The following is an 18,965-nucleotide window of genomic DNA, read 5'->3' as shown; positions in this document are numbered from 1 at the left end:
TTAGGGGCTTTCTTTCTGCTCATAACAAACAGGATGAAGCACTGGAATGATCACTCAATAGTAAAAAGTGGATCAAGTGCTGAGTGTCACACTTTTTCTGTCAATAGGGGCTTGGTGAACACTTACCGCACAGGCAGCTTAGAAAGTTTATCGTTTCAGGGAAATCCCCGTCTCTTGGTTCACTGCCGCACAGGCAGCTTAGAAATTTCATAGAGCCATTTTAACCCTACTGACATAGTTCACTGCCGCACAGGCAGCTTAGAAAGCTTGTTCTTCTTCACTGGTTCACCATGCATTGTTCACTGCCGCACAGGCAGCTTAGAAATTGCACGTACGCACGCATTTCTGCGGCAGTCTGTTCACTGCCGCACAGGCAGCTTAGAAAAACCATTACACGCTCACCAGTCATCCCCGCGAAGGCGGGGATCCATTCTGCAACAGATGCCAAGTGCTTAAGTGAGCGATCAATGGTCACCGTTTACTGATACTGCGCATAGATTCCCGCCTACGCGGGAATGACGGTTTTGTGTGGTTTTGGGATATGATCTCCATAGATCCCCGTCATGTTTTGCTTGCTACTGCTGTGAGGCAGGGAAATGAAGGTGTAGCGATCATCGAAAACTGATCCACTAAATACAATTAGTCAGCATAGACTCCCACCTTGACGGCAATGATGCTTGACGCTTTGAATATTCGATTATTCACCGTGATTACAAGCAAACGTGAGTTTCTTAACAATATGTGCGCCTAATTCCTTAGACACTACGTTGTATGATTGATGTGAGTGGTGGAATACATGAGCTCCCTAACGTTACCTTGCCAGCGAGAGATTGATCTCTCATCAGAGTTAAACGTCGTATTACAAGACAATGAATTGCATTTTTCTTATTTAGGACGCGACTCGGTGCCCATCAGCGATCGCTATGTCCTATTTCGGATGGCGCTAAAGAGTGATCCCCATGCCCGAGTCATTGGCGATGGCTTTCAAATGTTGGCGCAAACGGCGGGTACGGTGAGTCATCCGCTAGATGTGGGTCGTTGCCCCGATAATGACCAGAGTTATCGACTTTATGCTTCTCATGCCAATAAACGCTACTACAACTACCTAGTGATTGAAGATAAAGACCAATATCAGCTCGTTGGCTTTACCTCTTGCCAACGGTTTGCGGGCTATTTTGAGTTAGTGGTGGAAGAAGAAACCACGTATCTGATTGCCGCCATCGATGGAGAGCAAACCCTGCCGAGTGATTGGCCCAATCACCGTTTAGAATCACTTATCGTATTGCAACACTCATCGCTAGCCGAGATCTACCAACAGTATGCGCACGCCATTCAACGCCATCATCGATCACGTGACGGTGTGACTCAGCCTGCGCCGATCGGGTGGTGTTCGTGGTATGCCTATTATGCGGAAGTTAATGAGCAGCATATTCGCGCTAACCTTGCGGCCATGCAAGGCGAGTTGGCGGAGGTCGAGTGGGTATTACTGGATGACGGATACCAAGCTTTTATGGGCGATTGGTTGACGCCATCAGAGAAATTTTCCGGTGGTGTAAAAACGCTGCTCCAGAGTATTAAAGCGGCGGGTAAAAAACCAGCAATCTGGCTGGCTCCGTTTATTGCTCAGCCTGAATCGGCTTTGTTTCAGCAACACCCTGACTGGTTTGTTAAAAATCACCAAGGACAGCCTCTAAAAGCCGAAGATGTGACCTACGGCGGATGGCGTTGCACGCCTTGGTATGTGTTAGATGGCTCTCATCCACAAGCTCAGGCTTATTTAACTCATGTAATAAAAACCATGCGAGAAGAGTGGGGGGTTGAACTGTTTAAACTGGATGCCAATTATTGGGGAACCCTAAAAGGTTTTCGTTACCAATCAGGCGTTACTGGGGTTGAGGCTTATCGGATGGGCATGCAAGCGATAGCCCAAGGAGCCGGAGAGGCTTGGTTATTGGGTTGTAATGCGCCGATGTGGCCATCACTCGGTTTGGTGGATGCGATGCGAGTGTCTGATGATGTCGAACGTCGTCGTCAACGTTTTGCGCAAATCGCTAAAGAAACCTTTTATCGCAGTTGGCAACATCGTCAGTTATGGCAAATCGATCCCGACTGTGCCACCTTGGTGTCGTTAGCCGATCAGGCTACCGATCTCGCCAGTTATGAATTTCATCGTAATGTACTACTTGCTTGTGGAGGGGTACTGCTTTCAGGTGATCCGCTCACCGAGTTAACGCCTTTTGCTAAGAGCAGTCTTCAGCAATTGATCGCTCGCCAACATCAGACTCAAGAGACGTCGACGCCAACGTCTTTAGCACTTAATCATTGGCGATTGGCTTTAAGCCCTAATCATGAGTTGCACTGTTTATTTAACGATCAAGCTACCTCACAGCATTATACCTTGACCGCTACCCAACCGGTCGATTGGTATGACTATTGGAGTGGCGAAAAACTTGCTCAGCAGCCGGCTCAGGTGTTGGATGTGTCATTGGCGGGAGGATTAACCAGCCGAGCTATCGTCGCCTCGACAGAGAGAACACACTCATCGTATCGAGAATAATAACCGAAATTTTTTATGATGGAGACGCATCTATCCTACTTTCGGTTACGTATTACGCTGGGTGTGTTTATAAAAGGAAGAGTACCAGCGTATGTTTTCTGTTGATGAGCAATCAAGAATTATTGAAATGGCATGGGAAGATCGAACGCCATTTGAAGCTATTTTTCACCAATTTGGTTTAACTGAACCACAGGTGATTCGTTTTATGCGCAGGCATCTAACCACACGTAGTTTTAACTTGTGGCGAAAGAGAGTCAGTGGCAGAGAAACCAAGCACCTTAAATTACGTCCACCTGAAGTTGATCGCGGTTACTGCCCGACTCAATATAAACCTCGTTAACGGGTTTATTGATTGGGGATCCTGGTCAGGTCTGCTAAAGTGACGACCTGCCAGCGATCAAGTTGATAGCGCTGGAGTACCTAAGACTAGGAAAAACTTTGACCAATAATGATATTTTCTGCGCTTTGCACACGACGTTTGCTTTTAACGACCAAACTTTATTAGAGATTTTTCATCTCGCGGATAACGAGACAACACCAGCACAATTAGCCTCTTGGCTGAGCAAACCGCAAGCCCCTGAGTTTGCTGAACTGAGTGATCCGCAATTAGCGAGTTTTTTAAATGGTTTGATTAACCTCAAACGCGGCAAGCGTGAAGGGGAAGCGGCAAAGCCAGAAGCGAATTTGAATAATAATATGGTGTTTCAGAAACTGCGTATTGCGTTAAATTTGCAAGCTGATGATTTACTGACTCTTTTTCAGCAGGTTGGGGTTGAGCTGAGTAAAAACGAAATCGGCGCTTTTTTCCGTAAGCCGGGTAATAAGCATTACCGAGAGTGCAGTGATGCAACGTTACGTCAGTTTTTACAGGCTGTTGAACATCACACGCCAGCCGTTACAGAGTAACCGTAAGCTAACAATAGTGTCGTGAACATCGTGAGAAGCGATCCCTTCTCACGATATTGTTATCTCTCTTCACTGATATCGAGCGGTAGGGTGAACTTAAAACAGGCCCCACCCAAACTCGAGCTCGAGGTTACTATCAAATGCCCATGATGTTGACGGGCGATTTGTTCAGCAATCGCTAATCCTAATCCAAAACCACCACTGGCCTTATCTCGCGCCGATCCGACTCGATAAAACGGTTTAAAAATATGTGGCCAATGGGTTTCCGGGATCCCGGGACCATCGTCTTCAATCGTCACTGTCCAATCAATATCATCACAACTGACACTGATTTTTACTTGCTGCTTGGCATAGCGAGAAGCATTGCGTACGACATTAGAAATGGCACGATTCAATAAATTACTATCGACTAGTGGCGTTGGCCATTGCTGTGGCGCTTGCAATTCAATGGTTACTGGCGACTCGATTTGCCATTTTTCGATTTGCGTTGGCAGCCATTGCGCTAGGTCGAGGCTAATGAAGGTTAATGGCGTCGTTTCCATTTTACCTAAGCTAAGCAGCTCGTTAATCATCTCTTCGAGTTCGTGGATGTCATCTTCGATGCCAGCAATGTATTTATCCTTTTTTTCTGGCATATCTTGCAGCATATCAAGCTGGCACTGAATCCGAAACAGCGGGGTGCGCACCTCATGGGCAATCGCGTTGGTGAGCATTTTATGACTTTCAATCAGATGAGAGATTTTATCTGCCATAGCATTAAAGCTGCGGTTAAGCGTTCCCAATCTCATTGATCCCGTCTCTTTTGCTCGAATGCTTAAGTCACCTTTGGCTAAGGCTTGCGTTACTTGTTCGAGGTGTTTGAATCGCCACATAAATAGCTTCATCATCACCATGCTGTACACGGCAAAGCAACCCATTAAAACCAGGACAAAAACCCAATCTTCGATCTCTGAGGCAATCCAAATCTCAGCTTCTGGATCGCGATAGATATGATAGATGGTATCGGTTGGATTAAAGGTAAATATAGATCCATCGTCGTCGGTGGTAAACACCCCATGATTGGCTAGTCGCTCTCTAACTTGAGGGGTCAGTAAAGGGGAGTTTTCGGGCAGCGCGTCAATGACTAGCCAGTTTGCATCGGCAATGGCTTGCAGTTTTTCTTTGGCAACGTCAACCCCATGCTGATCGGCGACAAATTCTAAAAGCTCAAGGCTGCTTTGAATTTGCTGACTGCGTGCGACTAAGTCAAGATCAGGAGAGAGCCAGTCATTAATGCTGACATAACTCACTAGAGTAAACATAAAAATACCGACTAGAGCGAGATAAAGCTCTAAATAAAGACGTTTCATAGTCTCCCTTTATGACCAACTTTCTGGGACAAATAAATAACCTTTACCACGCAAGGTTAAGATACGCTTTGGGACCGATGAGCTGTCGCCAAGTTTACGGCGTAAAATGGCCACTTTATTGTCGATGGTTCTATCAAGACCATCGTACTCAATACCACGGGTTTCTTTGACTAAATACTCGCGTGACAGCACTTGCTCAGCATGGCTAGCCAGTAACCACAAAAGGTCAAATTCACTGTCGGTAAGTACAATATCTTCACCAGAGAGAGAGCATTGACGAAGCTTATGGTTGATACTGAGCTGCCCAAAATGAAGCTGATGATCGTTGTCTGGATGCGCTAACTCGGTTTGTTGCTGGCGACGTAATAGCATGCGGATTCTCGCCAATAATACCCGAGGTTTAATCGGCTTATTAACAAAGTCATCGGCGCCTAGCTCAAGGGCGGCGACATGGTCGATATCATCATCACTGGCGGTTAAAAAGACAATTTTCCCTTTGTAGTCGTTACGAATCTCTCGGCAAATCGATAAGCCGTCTAAACCGGGTAGCATCAGGTCGAGAATCACTAAATCTGGCTGAACTTGCAAAATCAACGCGCTGGCTTGTAGGCCATCATGAGCCAGATGAACCTCAAACTCATTATTTTCTAAATAGCTAGTCAGGAGCTCTGCTAGCTTTACATCGTCTTCGATAAGTACAATTTTCATAAGCGAATCATCAGTTAAAAATAGAGTGGATACAATAGGGGCGGACAAAACGGTACATTACGTGGTGCTGTGTACGGCTTGCATACATACGCGTACAAAACATGAGTTGTGTCACAAAAAGTAAGTAACTATAGTTCGGGCCAATACGTTAATAGTACGAGTATCATCCCATGAATTCTATACAACCCTATGAAAACCGTACGCGTTTAGTCGGCCTCGACTTTTTACGCGGCTTGGTTATTTTTATGGCCATCTTTGAACATTATACGGGGTATTTAAACTATTGGTATGTGGATTTTTTCCCTAAAGAGAGCGATTTTTATGAGACATTATATCGTTCACACTTACCAATGTTGGGGCAACTTGTCCCGATGGACAGTTTTACCGGACAAGTCTCAGCATGGTTGATTCCTTGGGTGAGTCAAGTCTATTTAGCGTTAGCGGCCTTTAATCTTTCGGCGCGTTCATCTGAGCATATGCGGGCAACGCTGGTGAAAAAACTGGCTCTGTTTTTGAGCATTATTTTTGTGTTGTACATTGAAGGTTTTATTATTGCGCCTAACTTTGGTGAGGCAATTTCATTTTATCCGGTCATGCTATGGATGACGTTACTGGCTTTTTTCTCTATTGTTTACGCCTTTTTTGGTATTCGCGGCATGTTGGTGCTGACCGTATTGAGTACCATCGTCAGTCAGTTGGGTGTGACATCATTACTAGAGCATGCTGAACTATGGATGCAAACCCATGTTCATCCCGGTTATGAGTTGGATGCGCGGTTAGATCTGTTTATGGCCAGTGGGTGTTTTGGTTTCCTCTACGGGTGGGTGTGGCATCATTACGCTGAAAAACGTGATGCGCTGAATAAACTGGTATTGGGTATTGCGCTGGTGGCTTTATCGCTTTATTTCTTGAATGGTCAAGCCGCGACGATTGATTTGCATGATGTCTATGCGGAAGAGCATGCCTTAGCAGAAGATACCATTGGTCGTCTCGGGATTTGGGGCACGGAATTTTTAGTGATTGGTTTAATTTTAACACTGCATCAAGCGGGAATTCGCTTAAGCTGGAGACCACTCAATTGGATTGGCATGTACTCATTAACTGTGTTTATCTTCCATAAGTCGATTTTTATCTTCTTATGGGGTCCGTTGCTTACTTGGGCTTCAGCGAAGATGGGAACGACTTTACCCAATAATTTCTTGCTGATCTTTACTCTATGTTCATTATCGGTTGGCATCATTTATCTGTTCAAGCGTTCGGGCATTATTTGCCATCTGATGGGCGATCATCAAGATCAGATGTGGAAAGACGTTTACCGTAAGAAGAGGTTATCGGATGCTTAATCCAACGATGATTCTCGCTTACCAAGCTATCATCGTGCTCACGCTGACCCTATGGGTCGGCGTTGTGCGTTGTGATGAGTTTAGCCTTGGGGCCAGTTTTGGTATTGATAGCCCTGCGGTGAGTTCCTCAACCAAATGGGAGTGGTCACCGAGCATTGCTTACGAAAAAGAGACGGAGTTTGGACTGTTTTTTGCTCAGGGAGGTGAAGCGGGGCTGGCTTTATCTATGCCTTATTGGGACAAGGCTTATTTTACCGTTGGCCCAGTCTTATTGAGCGAAGAGCAGGGCTCATCACGAATTGGTTCAAGTTTGCGTATCGGGTATTTATTTACTGAATCACTGTCGGCCTCATTAGCATGGCAGAAAGATTGGTCAAATGCTGTCGGATCACAGTGGTTGATTGATGGCTCCTATCGACTTAATGATGAGTGGAGTATCAATGGCTGGTCTCGCTATGCCGACAAACATAATCAAGCGTTACGTCATGTCTCTGGGACTTGGCGTGATGTCGGCATCAGTGTTGAATGGGAAACGCCGTTTTTATCCGATTGGGTGAGCTCGGTGGAGGTTGGCGTTAATCATCAAGTCGATAGGAATTTCACCGAGCCAGTGCTGACTTGGAGTGTACGTTATCTGTTTTGGTAATCATCCTTTACCACGATTCATCCCGCATACTTTGTCATTGAGGTCAATCGGTGTTAATGCACTTGCTTATGGGGTTAGATTCAGACAAAACCATACATTTCATGACTGAATGATTTTGATGTTTATCTTTATAATAAATACTGTTAATCACTAATAGGATCGCTGTTTACTATGTCGAAAACATTGGCACTTTCTCCGATTATGGGCTTGATGGCTTGCCTTGGGCTTCACTCCCCTCACGTGTTAGCGGAGCCCGTCGCTTGGGATCAAGCGGGGCAGGTTTGGCAAACACAGCAATCTGCGCATTTTGTGGTCCATTTTCGTAGTGAACTCGCCAGTAGTGCAGCACGTGTATTAGATATTGCTGAGCAGGTTCATCAAGAGCTCGCGTCTCAGTTTGCACAAATGCCCAGCGAGAAAACGCATCTCACCGTAGTCGATGATTATGATTACTCTAACGGATGGGCTACGCCACTGCCTTACGCACAGATACGTCTGATCATCAATCCACCTAGCGATGTGAATGGCTTAGAAGGTAATGATGAGTGGCTGCATTTATTGATCCGTCATGAATATACCCATATTATCCATATGGAAATGAATGATGGTGCTGTTACCATTGGACGAGGCATTGTCGGCCGTCATCCTCTTTTATTCCCACATGCTCTTACCCCCTCGATGCTATTGGAAGGTTTGGCTGTCTATATGGAAAGCCAAAACGATCATGGTGTGGGTCGATTACACAACAGTCACTTTGCAATGCAGATGCGTATGGAAGTGGCGAGTGGTGAGTTAGCCGATATTGAACAAGTGGTGGTGGCGAATAAGCGTTTGCCCTTTGGCAGTAACTATTTGTATGGTGCTTATTTTGTTCAGTATCTAGCCAAAACCTATGGTGAAGAGTCTGTTCAGGCCTTTTTAACCGATTACAGTGGCTATTTGGTTCCGGGACTTTTCTTAAATCTCAGTGCTAGACACATTTTTGGGAAAGACTTTTTCGCGCTTTGGGAAGAGTTTCGTGCCGATTTGAACACGCAGTTTGCCGATCAACTGACTTCGAATGAGGCGTTCACTTACCATGAACTCGATGCTCAGCCATTTGAGTATTTGTTAGCCCATGACAATGACACGTTGCTCGCTTGGCGTCGAAATGGCGACGATCGCGCTAACCTTGCTCAATGGGATGCTAAGCATGGTCAATGGCAAAGTCTGGTCAGTACCAAAAGCTTAACCAGTATCGACTCGCATCCGACGCAAGGGCTAGTGGTTTCGCAGATCAATTCGTATGTTGATGGGCGTGTTTTTAATGATCTGTATCGTTATGTTGATGGTCAGTGGCAGCGTTTAACTGAGCAGCAACGCTTTGTGCAAGCACGCTGGAGTAACGATGGGCAAAGCATTTTTGCGGTCCGTCATCAGCAAGGTCTGGCTGAGTTATGGCAAATCGAATTAAACGGCAAGCAAACTCAGTTGTGGCAGGGTGAAGCCAATTGGGTATTAGGCGATATGGCCGTGTCACCAAACGGTGATATTTATGCCACAGTGAAAGCGCCTTTTCAGTCGTGGAATATTATGCGTTTTGATCAGCCAACGCAAAGCTGGATGGCGGTCACTGAAACCGCCGCTACTGAACATCAATTGAGCTTTACTGAGCAAGGCGATTTACTGTTCAGTGCCGATTATACTGGGCGTTATCAGATTTATCGTCTTGATTTGCAAACCAATATCGTTGAACAATTAACCGCAGAAATCGGCGGTGCATTTTCACCGCAATCGGGGCCTGAAGGGATTGTTTATCAAGCGTATGAGCATGATGGTTACCATCTGCGTCGTATAGAGAATCCGCAAGGACTTGCCGATATACCGCTATCGACGCTACCGGTGGCCAACACCGTGAATGCGGCTCCGATAGCCACGATTACTGCTACAGAGAAAAGTCAGCCAACAGGATACTCGCCATTATCGACGTTAGCGCCACGTTATTGGGTGCCGGTATGGCAGTCTGATGATAATCAATCGTTATTTGGTGTTGCTACTAGTGGCTCCGATGTATTGGGTCGCCACCAATATGAGATCATGGCGGCATGGGACAGTAAAAATGCGTTTGCTGCTTATCAACTTGGCTATCAATACGATAACCGCTGGCAAGCGACATTAAGTCGTGAACATGAGTTTAAATTTAACGCATTAACGGGTAAAGACGATCGGATTGTTCGTCAGGATGATTTCACACTGCAGCGTAACCATTTATGGCATGCGTTTGATGACCACTTAAACGTTGGCGTCGGAACGTATTGGCAGAAAGAAGCGCTGGTTAAATCTCCTCAAGGTTCTCACTATGCGGACGCGAGTAATGAATGGCTGGCCGGTGGTGCGATTCAATGGGATAATCGTGAAGACTTGTTGAATATCCCCGGTTACGCTTGGGGACATTACGCTGACTTAGTGTGGGAAACCAATATTGACGGTGACTACTCAGGACAGAAGTGGCAAGCACAGTGGCAGGCGAACTGGGATTTACCCGGACGTTTACGCTTAACAACGCATTTGGCCGCCGGTTATGCCGATGCTCAAGCTAAACCTTTTGAACTTGGTGGTTATACGGGTGACGAAGCACAACTTTATGGCCGAAATGAACTTAAACTACGCGGTTATGGTTCTGCGGCGCAAGTGGGCCAGCAATATGCCACACAAAGTATTGAGCTAAGCCGTTTGCTATATCGCGCTGAGCGAAACTGGGGCTTATGGCCGATTGGTTTAGGTGACATTTCTGCGACCGCATTTGTTGATTCTGGTTCCAGTTGGAATTCTCAGCAAAGCTACAGTGCATTAACGGGCATCGGTGCTGAGTTACAAATCGATGCGATCGTTTTGTATGGTAATGCGTTACCGATTCATATTGGATATGCTCATGGCTTAGACAGTAAGCTAGGCAAAGATGAAGTGTACATTAAGCTCGCGGCTGAGTTTTAAACGCGCACCACTATTATTATCGGTTGTAAAAAGGGCAGAATGATTTCTGCCCTTTTTTATTGCTGAATCGATCGATAATCCCTCGATTTACGTATCAAAATAAAATTTAATCATCGGTTACTTTTTATGTCCATACGCTCTCTTTATTGGTTTACCAATGACTTACGGATTTCAGATAACCCATTATTGGCTCAAGCCGCGCAAAATAGTCACCAGTTGACTTGCTGTTATCTGATCCCTTCGTTAACGCCTTTAGATCAACGTTTTCAAGTTGTGGCCAGTAATGGCTTGGCCAAGCAGCGGTTTTTACTAGAGAGCTTGGCGGATTTGGATGCAAAATTGCAAACGCTCGGTCAATCATTACAGATAGCCACCGGAGAGGCGGTATCGCAGCTTTGCCAGTTTATTGAACTGACCGAAGCCAATCATTTGTATGTGTCTGAATCTGTCGACTTTGCCATTCATCAAACGTTACGTGAAGTACGCTTACGCTACCCACAATTAACGGTGGTCTCTCTTAATACTCATCGTTTATTTGAGCAAGCCGAATTACCGTTTTCGTTAGCGGCGTTACCTGACTCTTTTTCTGTTTTTCGTAAACAGGTCGAATCACTCGACGGTCGATATTCATCGCAATCAGCGCGGTGGAATAGCGATATCACGGCTTTGCCACCCAGTGTTCTTCCATCGTCGAGCTCTTGGTTATCGACCGCCATCAGATCCATCAATCTTGAGTTGCGGTCTTCGCCGCTGTGGAGAGGCGGTGAAAGTGCTGCCTTAGAGCATCTTGAAGATTATTTTTCTAGCGATGCGCCATTGATTTATAAACAAACGCGTAATGCGTTAGATGAATGGGAGTCTTCGACGAAGTTTTCGTCTTGGCTTGCCAATGGTTGTCTCTCGATTGGCCGTTTATTAGCAAGGCTTAACGATTATGAAACGCAACGAGGAGCGAATGAGTCGACATACTGGATTTATTTTGAATTGTTGTGGCGAGAATATTTTCAATGGTACGCCCTTAAATATGGGGCGCAATTATTTCAATTCTCAGGTATCAAAGGTCAAGTGCCGTTGACCAGCTACTATCCGCAACGGATGCGCAGTTGGATCAATGGTACAACCCCTTATCCGATTGTGAATGCGGCAATGAAGCAATTAAAAGCCACAGGATACCTGTCTAATCGAAGTCGTCAGCTTGTTGCCAGTTGTTTGGTGCATGAGCTAAGCATCGATTGGCGCTATGGCGCGCAGTATTTTCAATCACAATTAATCGATTATGATGTCGCCAGTAATTGGGGTAATTGGCAATATTTAGCGGGAGTTGGCGCGGACCCGCGCGGTCATCGCCGCTTTGATTTGGCTAAGCAGACTGCGTTATACGATCCTGAGTTGAGTTTTATTCGTCATTGGCAGGGGGAAGCGGATCAGCACAGCATTGATGTTGTTGATATGGTTGATTGGCCTGTCTCTCCAGCGCAATAAGCGTACGATTATTGTTCAAGCGTGGCGCCATTCACTTTTTGTCATCATTCTCATCGATTCGACACACCTTTTGGCTCGGTTATCATGAATAAGTTTGATATACATCAAACTTATTTGTGTTTTTATACCGAGTCGATCGCTATTAACCCTAATTGGCAATGGCAAAACACAATAAAAATAGCAACGAGTAAACCAAATTGGAGTGGGACTCGTAATTAACAAGTAAGTTAATAATCGTTGTGTCATTGCCTAGCGGTTTTTTAGATTGAGGAATACGTGATGTTAGATACCCTCATGTTGTCGCGGATACAGTTTGCGGCCAATATTAGTTTTCATATTTTATTTCCGACCATCACCATTGCGTTAGCGTGGATCATGGTGTTTTTCAAGTGGCGTTTTGTTCGTACTCAAGCCCAATTATGGCTTGATTTGTACTATTTTTGGGTCAAGGTATTTGCGCTTACCTTCGCTCTTGGGGTTGTTTCTGGTATTACCATGAGTTTCCAATTTGGCACCAACTGGCCGGGTTTTATGGAAAAAGTCGGTAATGTTGCTGGACCATTACTCGGTTATGAAGTGATGACCGCTTTCTTTATGGAAGCGACCTTCCTTGGTGTGATGTTGTTTGGACGGGGTCGTGTTCCTGAATGGGTACACACCTTAGCCACCGTACTGGTTGCGATTGGTACCTCACTCTCTGCCTTCTGGATTTTAGTCCTTAATAGTTGGATGCATACGCCAACGGGTTATGAACTGATTGACGGCATAGTACATGTGACCAGTTGGAAAGAAGTGATTTTTAATCCTTCTATGCCTTATCGTCTCGCCCACATGTTACTTGCTTCGTTACTCACAGCCAGTTTTGTTATTGCTGGGATCTCGGCTTATCAGTACCTGCGTAATTCACAACTTAACGCCGCCAAAGTGGGCATGAAAGTAGCGATTATTCTTGCCGCTGTTGGTATTCCGGTGCAGATTTTGGTCGGTGATTTACACGGTTTAAATACGCTTGAACATCAGCCTGCGAAAATCGCTGCGATGGAAGGGGTGTGGGAAACTGAACAAGGTGCGCCATTACTGCTTTTTGCTTGGCCCGATGAAACCACGCGCAGTAATCATTTTGAAGTCGGGATCCCTAAATTAGCGAGCTTCATTTTAACCCATGACTTAAATGGTGAAATTCAGGGCTTAAATGAGTTTGCGCCAGATCATCCTCCGGTCAAGCCTTTATTCTTTGGTTTTCGGATCATGGTGGGTGTCGGGATGTTGATGCTATTGGTGAGTTGGTACGGTGCTTGGCGATTGCTACGCCAACAATCACTACCGAAACCTTACTTATACACTTTAGTGGCGATGACGTTTTCAGGATGGGTAGCAACCTTAGCGGGTTGGTATGTGACAGAAATTGGTCGTCAGCCTTGGTTAGTTCAAGGGGTATTACGAACCTCAGATGCGGTAACGACGGTGGCGAGTAGCTCTGTAGCCACGTCATTAGTGATGTACTTAATTGTTTATGCGGTCTTGCTAGTGGCTTATATCCATACCCTGTTTTATTTAGCCAGACAGTTTTCATCACCGACTGAAACCGCAACCACTAATGAGCAAAAGGTATAAGCATGATCACACATCTACCTGAAATTTATCTATTACTGCTGGGCTTTAGTGTCTTCATGTATGCTGTGCTTGATGGCTATGATTTAGGCGTTGGTATTTTGTTACCGCGTAATAATGAGCAGCAACGCGATCGAATGATCGCTTCGATTGGCCCTTTTTGGGACGCTAATGAAACGTGGCTAGTATTAGGTATTGGTATCTTATTAATCGCGTTTCCTGCCGCTCATAGCTATATCCTTACCGAACTCTATATGCCTGTCGCCATTATGCTGATCGCCTTGATTATGCGAGGTGTGGCGTTCGATTTTCGCGCCAAAGCGAAAGCCGATCATAAAGATCATTGGGATTTGTGCTTTAAAACGGGTTCACTGCTCGCGGCACTGACTCAAGGCTACATGATTGGTCGCTATGTGATGAGTTTTGAAGAGTCGACTCAAGCGTACGCCTTTGCACTGCTCAGCGCGTTGTGTGTCACTGCGGCTTACGTGTACATTGGTGGCGCTTGGCTAGTCTTAAAAACAGAGGGTGAGTTACAAAAGCGCGCGGCATATTGGTCTCGCCGAGCTGGCTGGTTAGCGGCATTAGGTATTTTAGCGGTCAGTGTGGTTAATCCACTGTTTAATCCGATGGTGGCTGAGCGTTGGTTCAGTTTTCCTGAGATGTTACTGTTGGCTCCGGTGCCATTGGTAGTGCTAGCAACCATTTTTATGGTTGATCGTTATTTAAGACGGGTGCCGGTAGAGAATGATATGGGCGTTCAATGGCCATTCTTTGGGGTAATGTTGATTTTTGCTTTAAGCTTTCTTGGTTTAGCTTACAGCTTCTTTCCTGATGTTGTACCCGGTGTGATGACAGCGCAAGAATCAGCCGCTTCTACTGCTAGCTTGTTAGTGGTCGGGATTGGGGTAGTGATTGTTATGCCAATGATCTTGCTTTATACCTTTGTTGTCTATCGGATTTTTAAAGGTAAGGCGACAGACTTAAGCTACAAGTAATCGCATGTAGTGGTATTGGAAAAATAATGGCCTCGAAAGAGGCCGTTATTTTATGGTATTTACATAACCTTGCAGGCAAAGCCTTTCAGATAAAAACCTTCTGGGTATGCGGTATCAACGGGATGATCCGCGGCTTGTTCGAAGCGTTCGATAAACTTCACATCGCGACCGGCATCCAGCGCTGCGTCGGCAATGATTTTTTGAAACAGGACTTGATCCATCAAACCCGAGCACGAATAGGTGAGTAGGGTGCCACCAGGTTTTAAAATTTGCATCGCCAACATGTTAATGTCTTTGTAGCCACGACAAGCGCCGTTCAACTGAGCTTTAGACTCGGCAAACTTAGGTGGGTCCATAATCACTACGTCGAATTGCGTGCCTTGCTCTCGGTACTCGCGCAGCAGTTTGAACACATCCGCATTGAGAAACACCGCGCGTTTTTTGCTGATATCAAATTCATTGAGCTCGGCATTCATTTTCGCATTATCGAGTGCTGGCTGTGACACATCGGCATTAATTACCCGCTTAGCGCCACCTTTTAACGCGTATAACCCAAAGCCACCGGTGTAAGAGAAGCAGTTAAGTACCTCTTTATCTTTAACGTATTTCATCGATTGCTGACGGCTATCGCGTTGATCAAGATAAAAACCCGTTTTATGGCCGCCAACTATATCAACACGGATTTTAATGCCATTTTCTTCAATCACCACCACCTCTGGTGGAACTTCTCCGTGCAATACACCAACGCGCTCTTCTAAGCCTTCTTTCTTACGCACTGCAACGTCTGAACGCTCATAAATATGACAATCGGCAAAGCAGTGTTTAAGTGCGGCGATCAAGTGCGGTTTTTGGTATTCAGCACCGGCACTAAGTAGCTGACAGACTAAATAGTTATCATATTTATCAATCGTTATACCGGGTAAGCCATCCGATTCCGCAGCAATCAGGCGATATCCAGTGACGCCGTCACGCTCAATCAATTCGTCGCGCAGTTTTTGAGCTTGCTGAATACGTTTGATAAAAAAATCATTATCAATGCTTTCATTGGTAAAGCTCCATACACGAGCACGAATTTGAGAGTGGGGAGAGTAAGCCGCTTTCGCTAACCATTGTCCATCATGCGTGTAAATATCGACCGTTTCACCGAGTTGTGGATCGCCTTCAACTTTGCTGATGCCACGAGAAAAAACCCAAGGATGTTTACGACGTAAAGATTTATCACGACCTTTGACCAGATAGATTGCAGGAGTCATTGCGCTACTCAAAAAGATTAATAAAAATGGGCGGGCATTGTCGTGCAACTTGGGGTGAAAAGCAAATCAGAGTATCCCTTTGCTTTATCAATGCTACGGCATTAACTACGCTCATCCTCAGTACTCATATCGCTATATTGATCTTCATGAGATAACGATGCTTCATTTCCCGCTATAGCGTTACCAAATGCTTATCTACCTACAACGGCAAGTCGCTGAGAGATATACTCTACTGGAGATGACTTTGACGTGGAGGAAAGTATGAATAACGTAATAAGCGATAAGTTTATCGTGTCGGGAAGAGTACAAGGGGTTGGCTTTCGTTACCATACCGCCTTGCAGGCATCGAAGCTTAGTGTGCTCGGTTATGCGAAAAACCTTCCTAGTGGTGAGGTTGAGGTGCTGGCGGTTGGTCAATCAGAACACGTTGAGCAGCTCTTTATATGGCTACAACAAGGGCCGAAAACGGCACGAGTGGAACAAGTGATGCGCAGTCAAGTCACTATCGATTCAGTGCCATCGGATTTCCAAATTTTATAGCGAGTTCAAAGAGGGCTGATTCACTGTCAGCCCTCGGCTGTTTAGTCGGGCTTATAAGCACTTCGCGGGTTTGGGTAAGCCTGCGAGCTTTGTTGCTTGTTTAGCGGGACCTTTAGGAAACAGCTTAAACAGGTATTTACTATTGCCTTTTTCCGGCCCGTGGGCTTTTTCCATTGCCTTGACTAGCATGCGAATCGCGGGAGAGGTTTGGTATTCTTCATAAAATTGACGAACAAAATGGATCACTTCTAAGTGCGCATCACTCAACAGGATCCCCTCTTCATTAGCTAGAATCTCTATCATTCCTTCTTCCCAAAGGGTGTGATCAAGTAAATACCCTTGTGCATCGGTTGCAATGCTTTTACCGTTATAGTCGAACATCAGTTTCTCGCCCCAATTGAAAAGTGCGCATAGGGTAATGGAGGCTTGGTTTTTGCTCAAGAGAAAACAAAGGCCCGAAAGCAAGCTTTCGGGCCTTTGGGTAATGTTATTTCAGTTGTGTTGCGATTAGTCGCGCATGATGCCAAGAATCGTCAACAAGCTGATGAATAGGTTGTAGATTGAAACGTATAGGCTGACGGTCGCAGAGATGTAGTTAGTCTCACCACCACGAACAATTTGCTGAGTTGTTAACAAGATAACACCGGTTGAAAACAACACGAACATTCCGCTCATTGCTAGGTGCAGCATTGGCATTTGTAGGAAAATATTTGCCACAATACCGATAAGCAGCACAACGAAGCCAGCCATCAGTACGCCACCAAGGAAAGAGAGGTCACGCTTAGTCGTTAACGCGTACGCTGATGCACCCATAAAGGCTAAGGCCGTACCACCTAAAGCGGTGAGGATAACATCGCCCATGCCTGCACCGATGTACATATTGAGGATTGGACCAATCGTATAACCTAAGAAGCCAGTAAATAAGAACGTAAACACAAGGCCAAGGCTGTTGTTACGGTTTTTCTCAGTTAAAAATAACAGGCCATAAAAACCGACCAGCATAAGAATTAAGCCAGGGCGTGGTAGGTTCATTGCCATAGAAACGCCAGCGACAACCGCTGACCATAATAAGGTCATTGAGAGTAGCGCATAGGTGTTTCTTAGCACTTTGTTGGTTTGTAGAGCACTGTCATAAGACGAGGTGCGTGAATACATTGGACTGTTCATACTCTTCCTCATAGAAGGTGTAGTTAACTATGTAGACAGTAATGGGGTGAAAAGTTCACTATTTCAATCCCATATCTGTATTTTTGTTTACGAGAATAATAATCAAAAAGCGCGAATTAAGTGTGAACAAGTTGTAACATGATATTACTTGTGTTCGCTATTCATACTAGAACGGGGCGATCGCGCTTGTGAATAGGTAACGCTTATTCTACGTTAAAATAGACGTAATAATAAGAAACTTTTAGCGTATTGGTGGGGCGTACATAATTCCTCCGGCGTTCCAAAGGGCATTCAGTCCACGTGGAATGGCTAGAGGAGAGTCTTCGCCGACATTACGTTGAAAGCTTTCACTGTAGTTGCCCACTTGTTTGATGATTTGATAAGCCCAATCGTTATTAATGCCCAGTGGACGTCCAATTTCTCCTTCAACACCGAGGAGTCGTCTGATTTCAGGGTTGGTTGATTTGCGCTGTTGGTCGACGTTGGCTGAGGTAATCCCGAGTTCTTCAGCATTAATCATCGCGGCGAGTGTCCAGCGAGTGATATTTAACCAGCGGTCATCGCCTTCGCGAATCACCGGGCCAAGCGGCTCTTTGGAAATGACTTCTGGTAGAATAATGGCTGAGTCTGGTTTCGCTAAGTTCAGTCGCAAGGCATACAGCCCAGATTGATCGCCAGTGATGGCAACGCAACGTCCTGCATTGAAGGCGCGAGCAATTTGTATTGCAGTATCAAACACCACGGGTTGGTAACTCATGCCGTGATGACGAAAATAATCATCCAAATTCAATTTGGTGGTGGTTTCTGATTGAACGCAAATAGGGCGATTATTAAGCTGGCTTACTTGGGTTATGGCGGATTTTTTAGTAACCATAAATCCTTGGCCGTCATAAAAATTAACGCCGACAAAGTTTAAGCCCATGGTGGTATCTCGCTCAAATGTCCATGTAGTATTGCGAGAAAGCACATCGACCTGTCCCGATTGCAAAGCATTAAAGCGCTCGCGAGCCGTTAACGGCACGTACTCTACTTTATTTTTATCGCCTAATACTGCGGCGGCGAGGGCGCGACAATAGTCCACATCCAAACCTTGCCATTGACCTTTGGCATCGGCATCAGAAAAACCTGCTAAACCAGTGCTGATGCCACAGGTTAGCTTTCCTTGGGTTAACACGCGGTCTAAGATTGTTGGCGATGCAAAAGCGAGATGAGTAGTTAACGATAATGAAACCGCACAAACAAGAGTAGCCAATCGATTCACCATGGAAATATCCTTCTTTGAGCAGAAGCGCTCGGTCAATTTGTCAGTTATTATAAGCGTAGATAAGATAAGTCACTTCTACCAAGTCAAATTAATGTTAGATTGCTTCAACAACCTATCTACTGTTAGTGTTGGTTTTTTGTTAGCATGAATCGATTGAATTAAAAGGTA

General features: G+C 45.4%; 16 protein-coding genes and 1 CRISPR repeat array. Of the genes, 10 read left to right on the top strand and 6 right to left on the bottom strand.

Annotated elements, in window-relative coordinates; all coding sequences use genetic code 11:
• Positions 1-117: 117 nt before the first annotated feature.
• A CRISPR array of direct repeats spans positions 118-385; the repeat unit is 28 nt; unit sequence GTTCACTGCCGCACAGGCAGCTTAGAAA.
• A 411-nt stretch (positions 386-796) separates the two neighbouring features.
• The 3 genes from FKN93_RS10495 (at position 797) to FKN93_RS10485 (ending at position 3,463) form a co-directional block, all read left to right on the top strand.
• Positions 797-2,557, top strand: coding sequence for an alpha-galactosidase (locus FKN93_RS10495; protein ID WP_170905069.1), 1,761 nt, complete (start codon positions 797-799; stop codon positions 2,555-2,557).
• Between the two features lie 91 nt (positions 2,558-2,648).
• The gene (locus FKN93_RS10490; RefSeq protein WP_170905068.1) at positions 2,649-2,897 is read left to right on the top strand and encodes a TIGR03643 family protein; all 249 of its coding nucleotides are present in this window, start codon (positions 2,649-2,651) and stop codon (positions 2,895-2,897) included.
• A gap of 98 nt (positions 2,898-2,995) precedes the next feature.
• Entirely contained in the window at positions 2,996-3,463 is a 468-nt protein-coding gene (locus FKN93_RS10485; protein WP_170905067.1) for a DUF1456 family protein, read from the top strand.
• A gap of 59 nt (positions 3,464-3,522) precedes the next feature.
• On the opposite strand, the gene FKN93_RS10480 is transcribed toward FKN93_RS10485, so the two are convergent.
• Both FKN93_RS10480 and FKN93_RS10475 read right to left on the bottom strand, forming a co-directional pair.
• Complete coding sequence (locus FKN93_RS10480) at positions 3,523-4,812, bottom strand: ATP-binding protein (protein WP_170905066.1); 1,290 nt, start codon at positions 4,810-4,812, stop codon at positions 3,523-3,525.
• A gap of 9 nt (positions 4,813-4,821) precedes the next feature.
• Entirely contained in the window at positions 4,822-5,520 is a 699-nt protein-coding gene (locus FKN93_RS10475; RefSeq protein ID WP_154168041.1) for a response regulator, read from the bottom strand.
• 170 nt (positions 5,521-5,690) lie between these two features.
• Between FKN93_RS10475 and FKN93_RS10470 the strand changes: the two genes are divergently transcribed.
• The 6 genes from FKN93_RS10470 (at position 5,691) to FKN93_RS10445 (ending at position 14,573) form a co-directional block, all read left to right on the top strand.
• Positions 5,691-6,863 carry a hypothetical protein gene (locus FKN93_RS10470; protein ID WP_158138508.1) on the top strand — a complete coding sequence of 391 codons (1,173 nt, stop codon included), beginning with the start codon at positions 5,691-5,693 and terminating at the stop codon, positions 6,861-6,863.
• A complete protein-coding gene (locus FKN93_RS10465; protein WP_170905065.1) occupies positions 6,856-7,509 on the top strand; it encodes a hypothetical protein in 654 nt (217 codons plus the stop codon). Before FKN93_RS10470 ends, FKN93_RS10465 begins: the two co-directional genes overlap by 8 nt.
• Before the next feature lie 171 nt (positions 7,510-7,680).
• A complete protein-coding gene (locus tag FKN93_RS10460; protein WP_170905064.1) occupies positions 7,681-10,482 on the top strand; it encodes a TolB in 2,802 nt (933 codons plus the stop codon).
• 126 nt (positions 10,483-10,608) lie between these two features.
• The gene (locus FKN93_RS10455; RefSeq protein ID WP_170905063.1) at positions 10,609-11,964 is read left to right on the top strand and encodes a DASH family cryptochrome; all 1,356 of its coding nucleotides are present in this window, start codon (positions 10,609-10,611) and stop codon (positions 11,962-11,964) included.
• Positions 11,965-12,243: 279 nt separating this feature from the next.
• A complete protein-coding gene (locus FKN93_RS10450; RefSeq protein WP_004395186.1) occupies positions 12,244-13,578 on the top strand; it encodes a cytochrome ubiquinol oxidase subunit I in 1,335 nt (444 codons plus the stop codon).
• A 2-nt stretch (positions 13,579-13,580) separates the two neighbouring features.
• Entirely contained in the window at positions 13,581-14,573 is a 993-nt protein-coding gene (locus FKN93_RS10445; protein WP_158143842.1) for a cytochrome d ubiquinol oxidase subunit II, read from the top strand.
• Positions 14,574-14,632: 59 nt separating this feature from the next.
• Here the strand turns inward: FKN93_RS10445 and FKN93_RS10440 are convergent, their stop codons facing one another.
• Complete coding sequence (locus FKN93_RS10440) at positions 14,633-15,826, bottom strand: class I SAM-dependent methyltransferase (RefSeq protein ID WP_004395188.1); 1,194 nt, start codon at positions 15,824-15,826, stop codon at positions 14,633-14,635.
• A 261-nt stretch (positions 15,827-16,087) separates the two neighbouring features.
• On the opposite strand from FKN93_RS10440, the gene yccX reads away from it, so the two are divergent.
• A complete protein-coding gene (yccX, locus tag FKN93_RS10435; RefSeq protein WP_040904273.1) occupies positions 16,088-16,366 on the top strand; it encodes an acylphosphatase in 279 nt (92 codons plus the stop codon).
• Positions 16,367-16,417: 51 nt separating this feature from the next.
• On the opposite strand, the gene FKN93_RS10430 is transcribed toward yccX, so the two are convergent.
• The 3 genes from FKN93_RS10430 to FKN93_RS10420 all read right to left on the bottom strand — a co-directional run bounded on the left by FKN93_RS10430 (position 16,418) and on the right by FKN93_RS10420 (position 18,797).
• Positions 16,418-16,747 (bottom strand): TusE/DsrC/DsvC family sulfur relay protein, encoded by a 330-nt coding sequence (locus tag FKN93_RS10430; protein ID WP_004395190.1) that lies wholly within the window; start codon positions 16,745-16,747, stop codon positions 16,418-16,420.
• Between the two features lie 126 nt (positions 16,748-16,873).
• The gene (locus FKN93_RS10425; RefSeq protein ID WP_040904274.1) at positions 16,874-17,533 is read right to left on the bottom strand and encodes a Bax inhibitor-1/YccA family protein; all 660 of its coding nucleotides are present in this window, start codon (positions 17,531-17,533) and stop codon (positions 16,874-16,876) included.
• Between the two features lie 241 nt (positions 17,534-17,774).
• Positions 17,775-18,797 (bottom strand): amino acid ABC transporter substrate-binding protein, encoded by a 1,023-nt coding sequence (locus FKN93_RS10420; protein WP_170905062.1) that lies wholly within the window; start codon positions 18,795-18,797, stop codon positions 17,775-17,777.
• Between the last annotated feature and the right edge of the window lie 168 nt (positions 18,798-18,965).

Source organism: Vibrio sp. A8-1 (genome assembly GCF_013048685.1).
In the GTDB taxonomy this organism is placed as follows: domain Bacteria; phylum Pseudomonadota; class Gammaproteobacteria; order Enterobacterales; family Vibrionaceae; genus Vibrio; species Vibrio metschnikovii.
This window is presented reverse-complemented; position numbering and strand designations above follow the sequence as displayed.

Coding starts and splice junctions, on each gene's coding strand:
- FKN93_RS10495 (WP_170905069.1), top strand. CDS start 797: ATGAGCTCCCTAACGTTACCTTGCCAGCGAGAGATTGATCTCTCATCA.
- FKN93_RS10490 (WP_170905068.1), top strand. CDS start 2,649: ATGTTTTCTGTTGATGAGCAATCAAGAATTATTGAAATGGCATGGGAA.
- FKN93_RS10480 (WP_170905066.1), bottom strand. CDS start 4,812: ATGAAACGTCTTTATTTAGAGCTTTATCTCGCTCTAGTCGGTATTTTT.
- FKN93_RS10475 (WP_154168041.1), bottom strand. CDS start 5,520: ATGAAAATTGTACTTATCGAAGACGATGTAAAGCTAGCAGAGCTCCTG.
- FKN93_RS10470 (WP_158138508.1), top strand. CDS start 5,691: ATGAATTCTATACAACCCTATGAAAACCGTACGCGTTTAGTCGGCCTC.
- FKN93_RS10465 (WP_170905065.1), top strand. CDS start 6,856: ATGCTTAATCCAACGATGATTCTCGCTTACCAAGCTATCATCGTGCTC.
- FKN93_RS10460 (WP_170905064.1), top strand. CDS start 7,681: ATGTCGAAAACATTGGCACTTTCTCCGATTATGGGCTTGATGGCTTGC.
- FKN93_RS10455 (WP_170905063.1), top strand. CDS start 10,609: ATGTCCATACGCTCTCTTTATTGGTTTACCAATGACTTACGGATTTCA.
- FKN93_RS10450 (WP_004395186.1), top strand. CDS start 12,244: ATGTTAGATACCCTCATGTTGTCGCGGATACAGTTTGCGGCCAATATT.
- FKN93_RS10445 (WP_158143842.1), top strand. CDS start 13,581: ATGATCACACATCTACCTGAAATTTATCTATTACTGCTGGGCTTTAGT.
- FKN93_RS10440 (WP_004395188.1), bottom strand. CDS start 15,826: ATGACTCCTGCAATCTATCTGGTCAAAGGTCGTGATAAATCTTTACGT.
- yccX (WP_040904273.1), top strand. CDS start 16,088: ATGAATAACGTAATAAGCGATAAGTTTATCGTGTCGGGAAGAGTACAA.
- FKN93_RS10430 (WP_004395190.1), bottom strand. CDS start 16,747: ATGTTCGACTATAACGGTAAAAGCATTGCAACCGATGCACAAGGGTAT.
- FKN93_RS10425 (WP_040904274.1), bottom strand. CDS start 17,533: ATGAACAGTCCAATGTATTCACGCACCTCGTCTTATGACAGTGCTCTA.
- FKN93_RS10420 (WP_170905062.1), bottom strand. CDS start 18,797: ATGGTGAATCGATTGGCTACTCTTGTTTGTGCGGTTTCATTATCGTTA.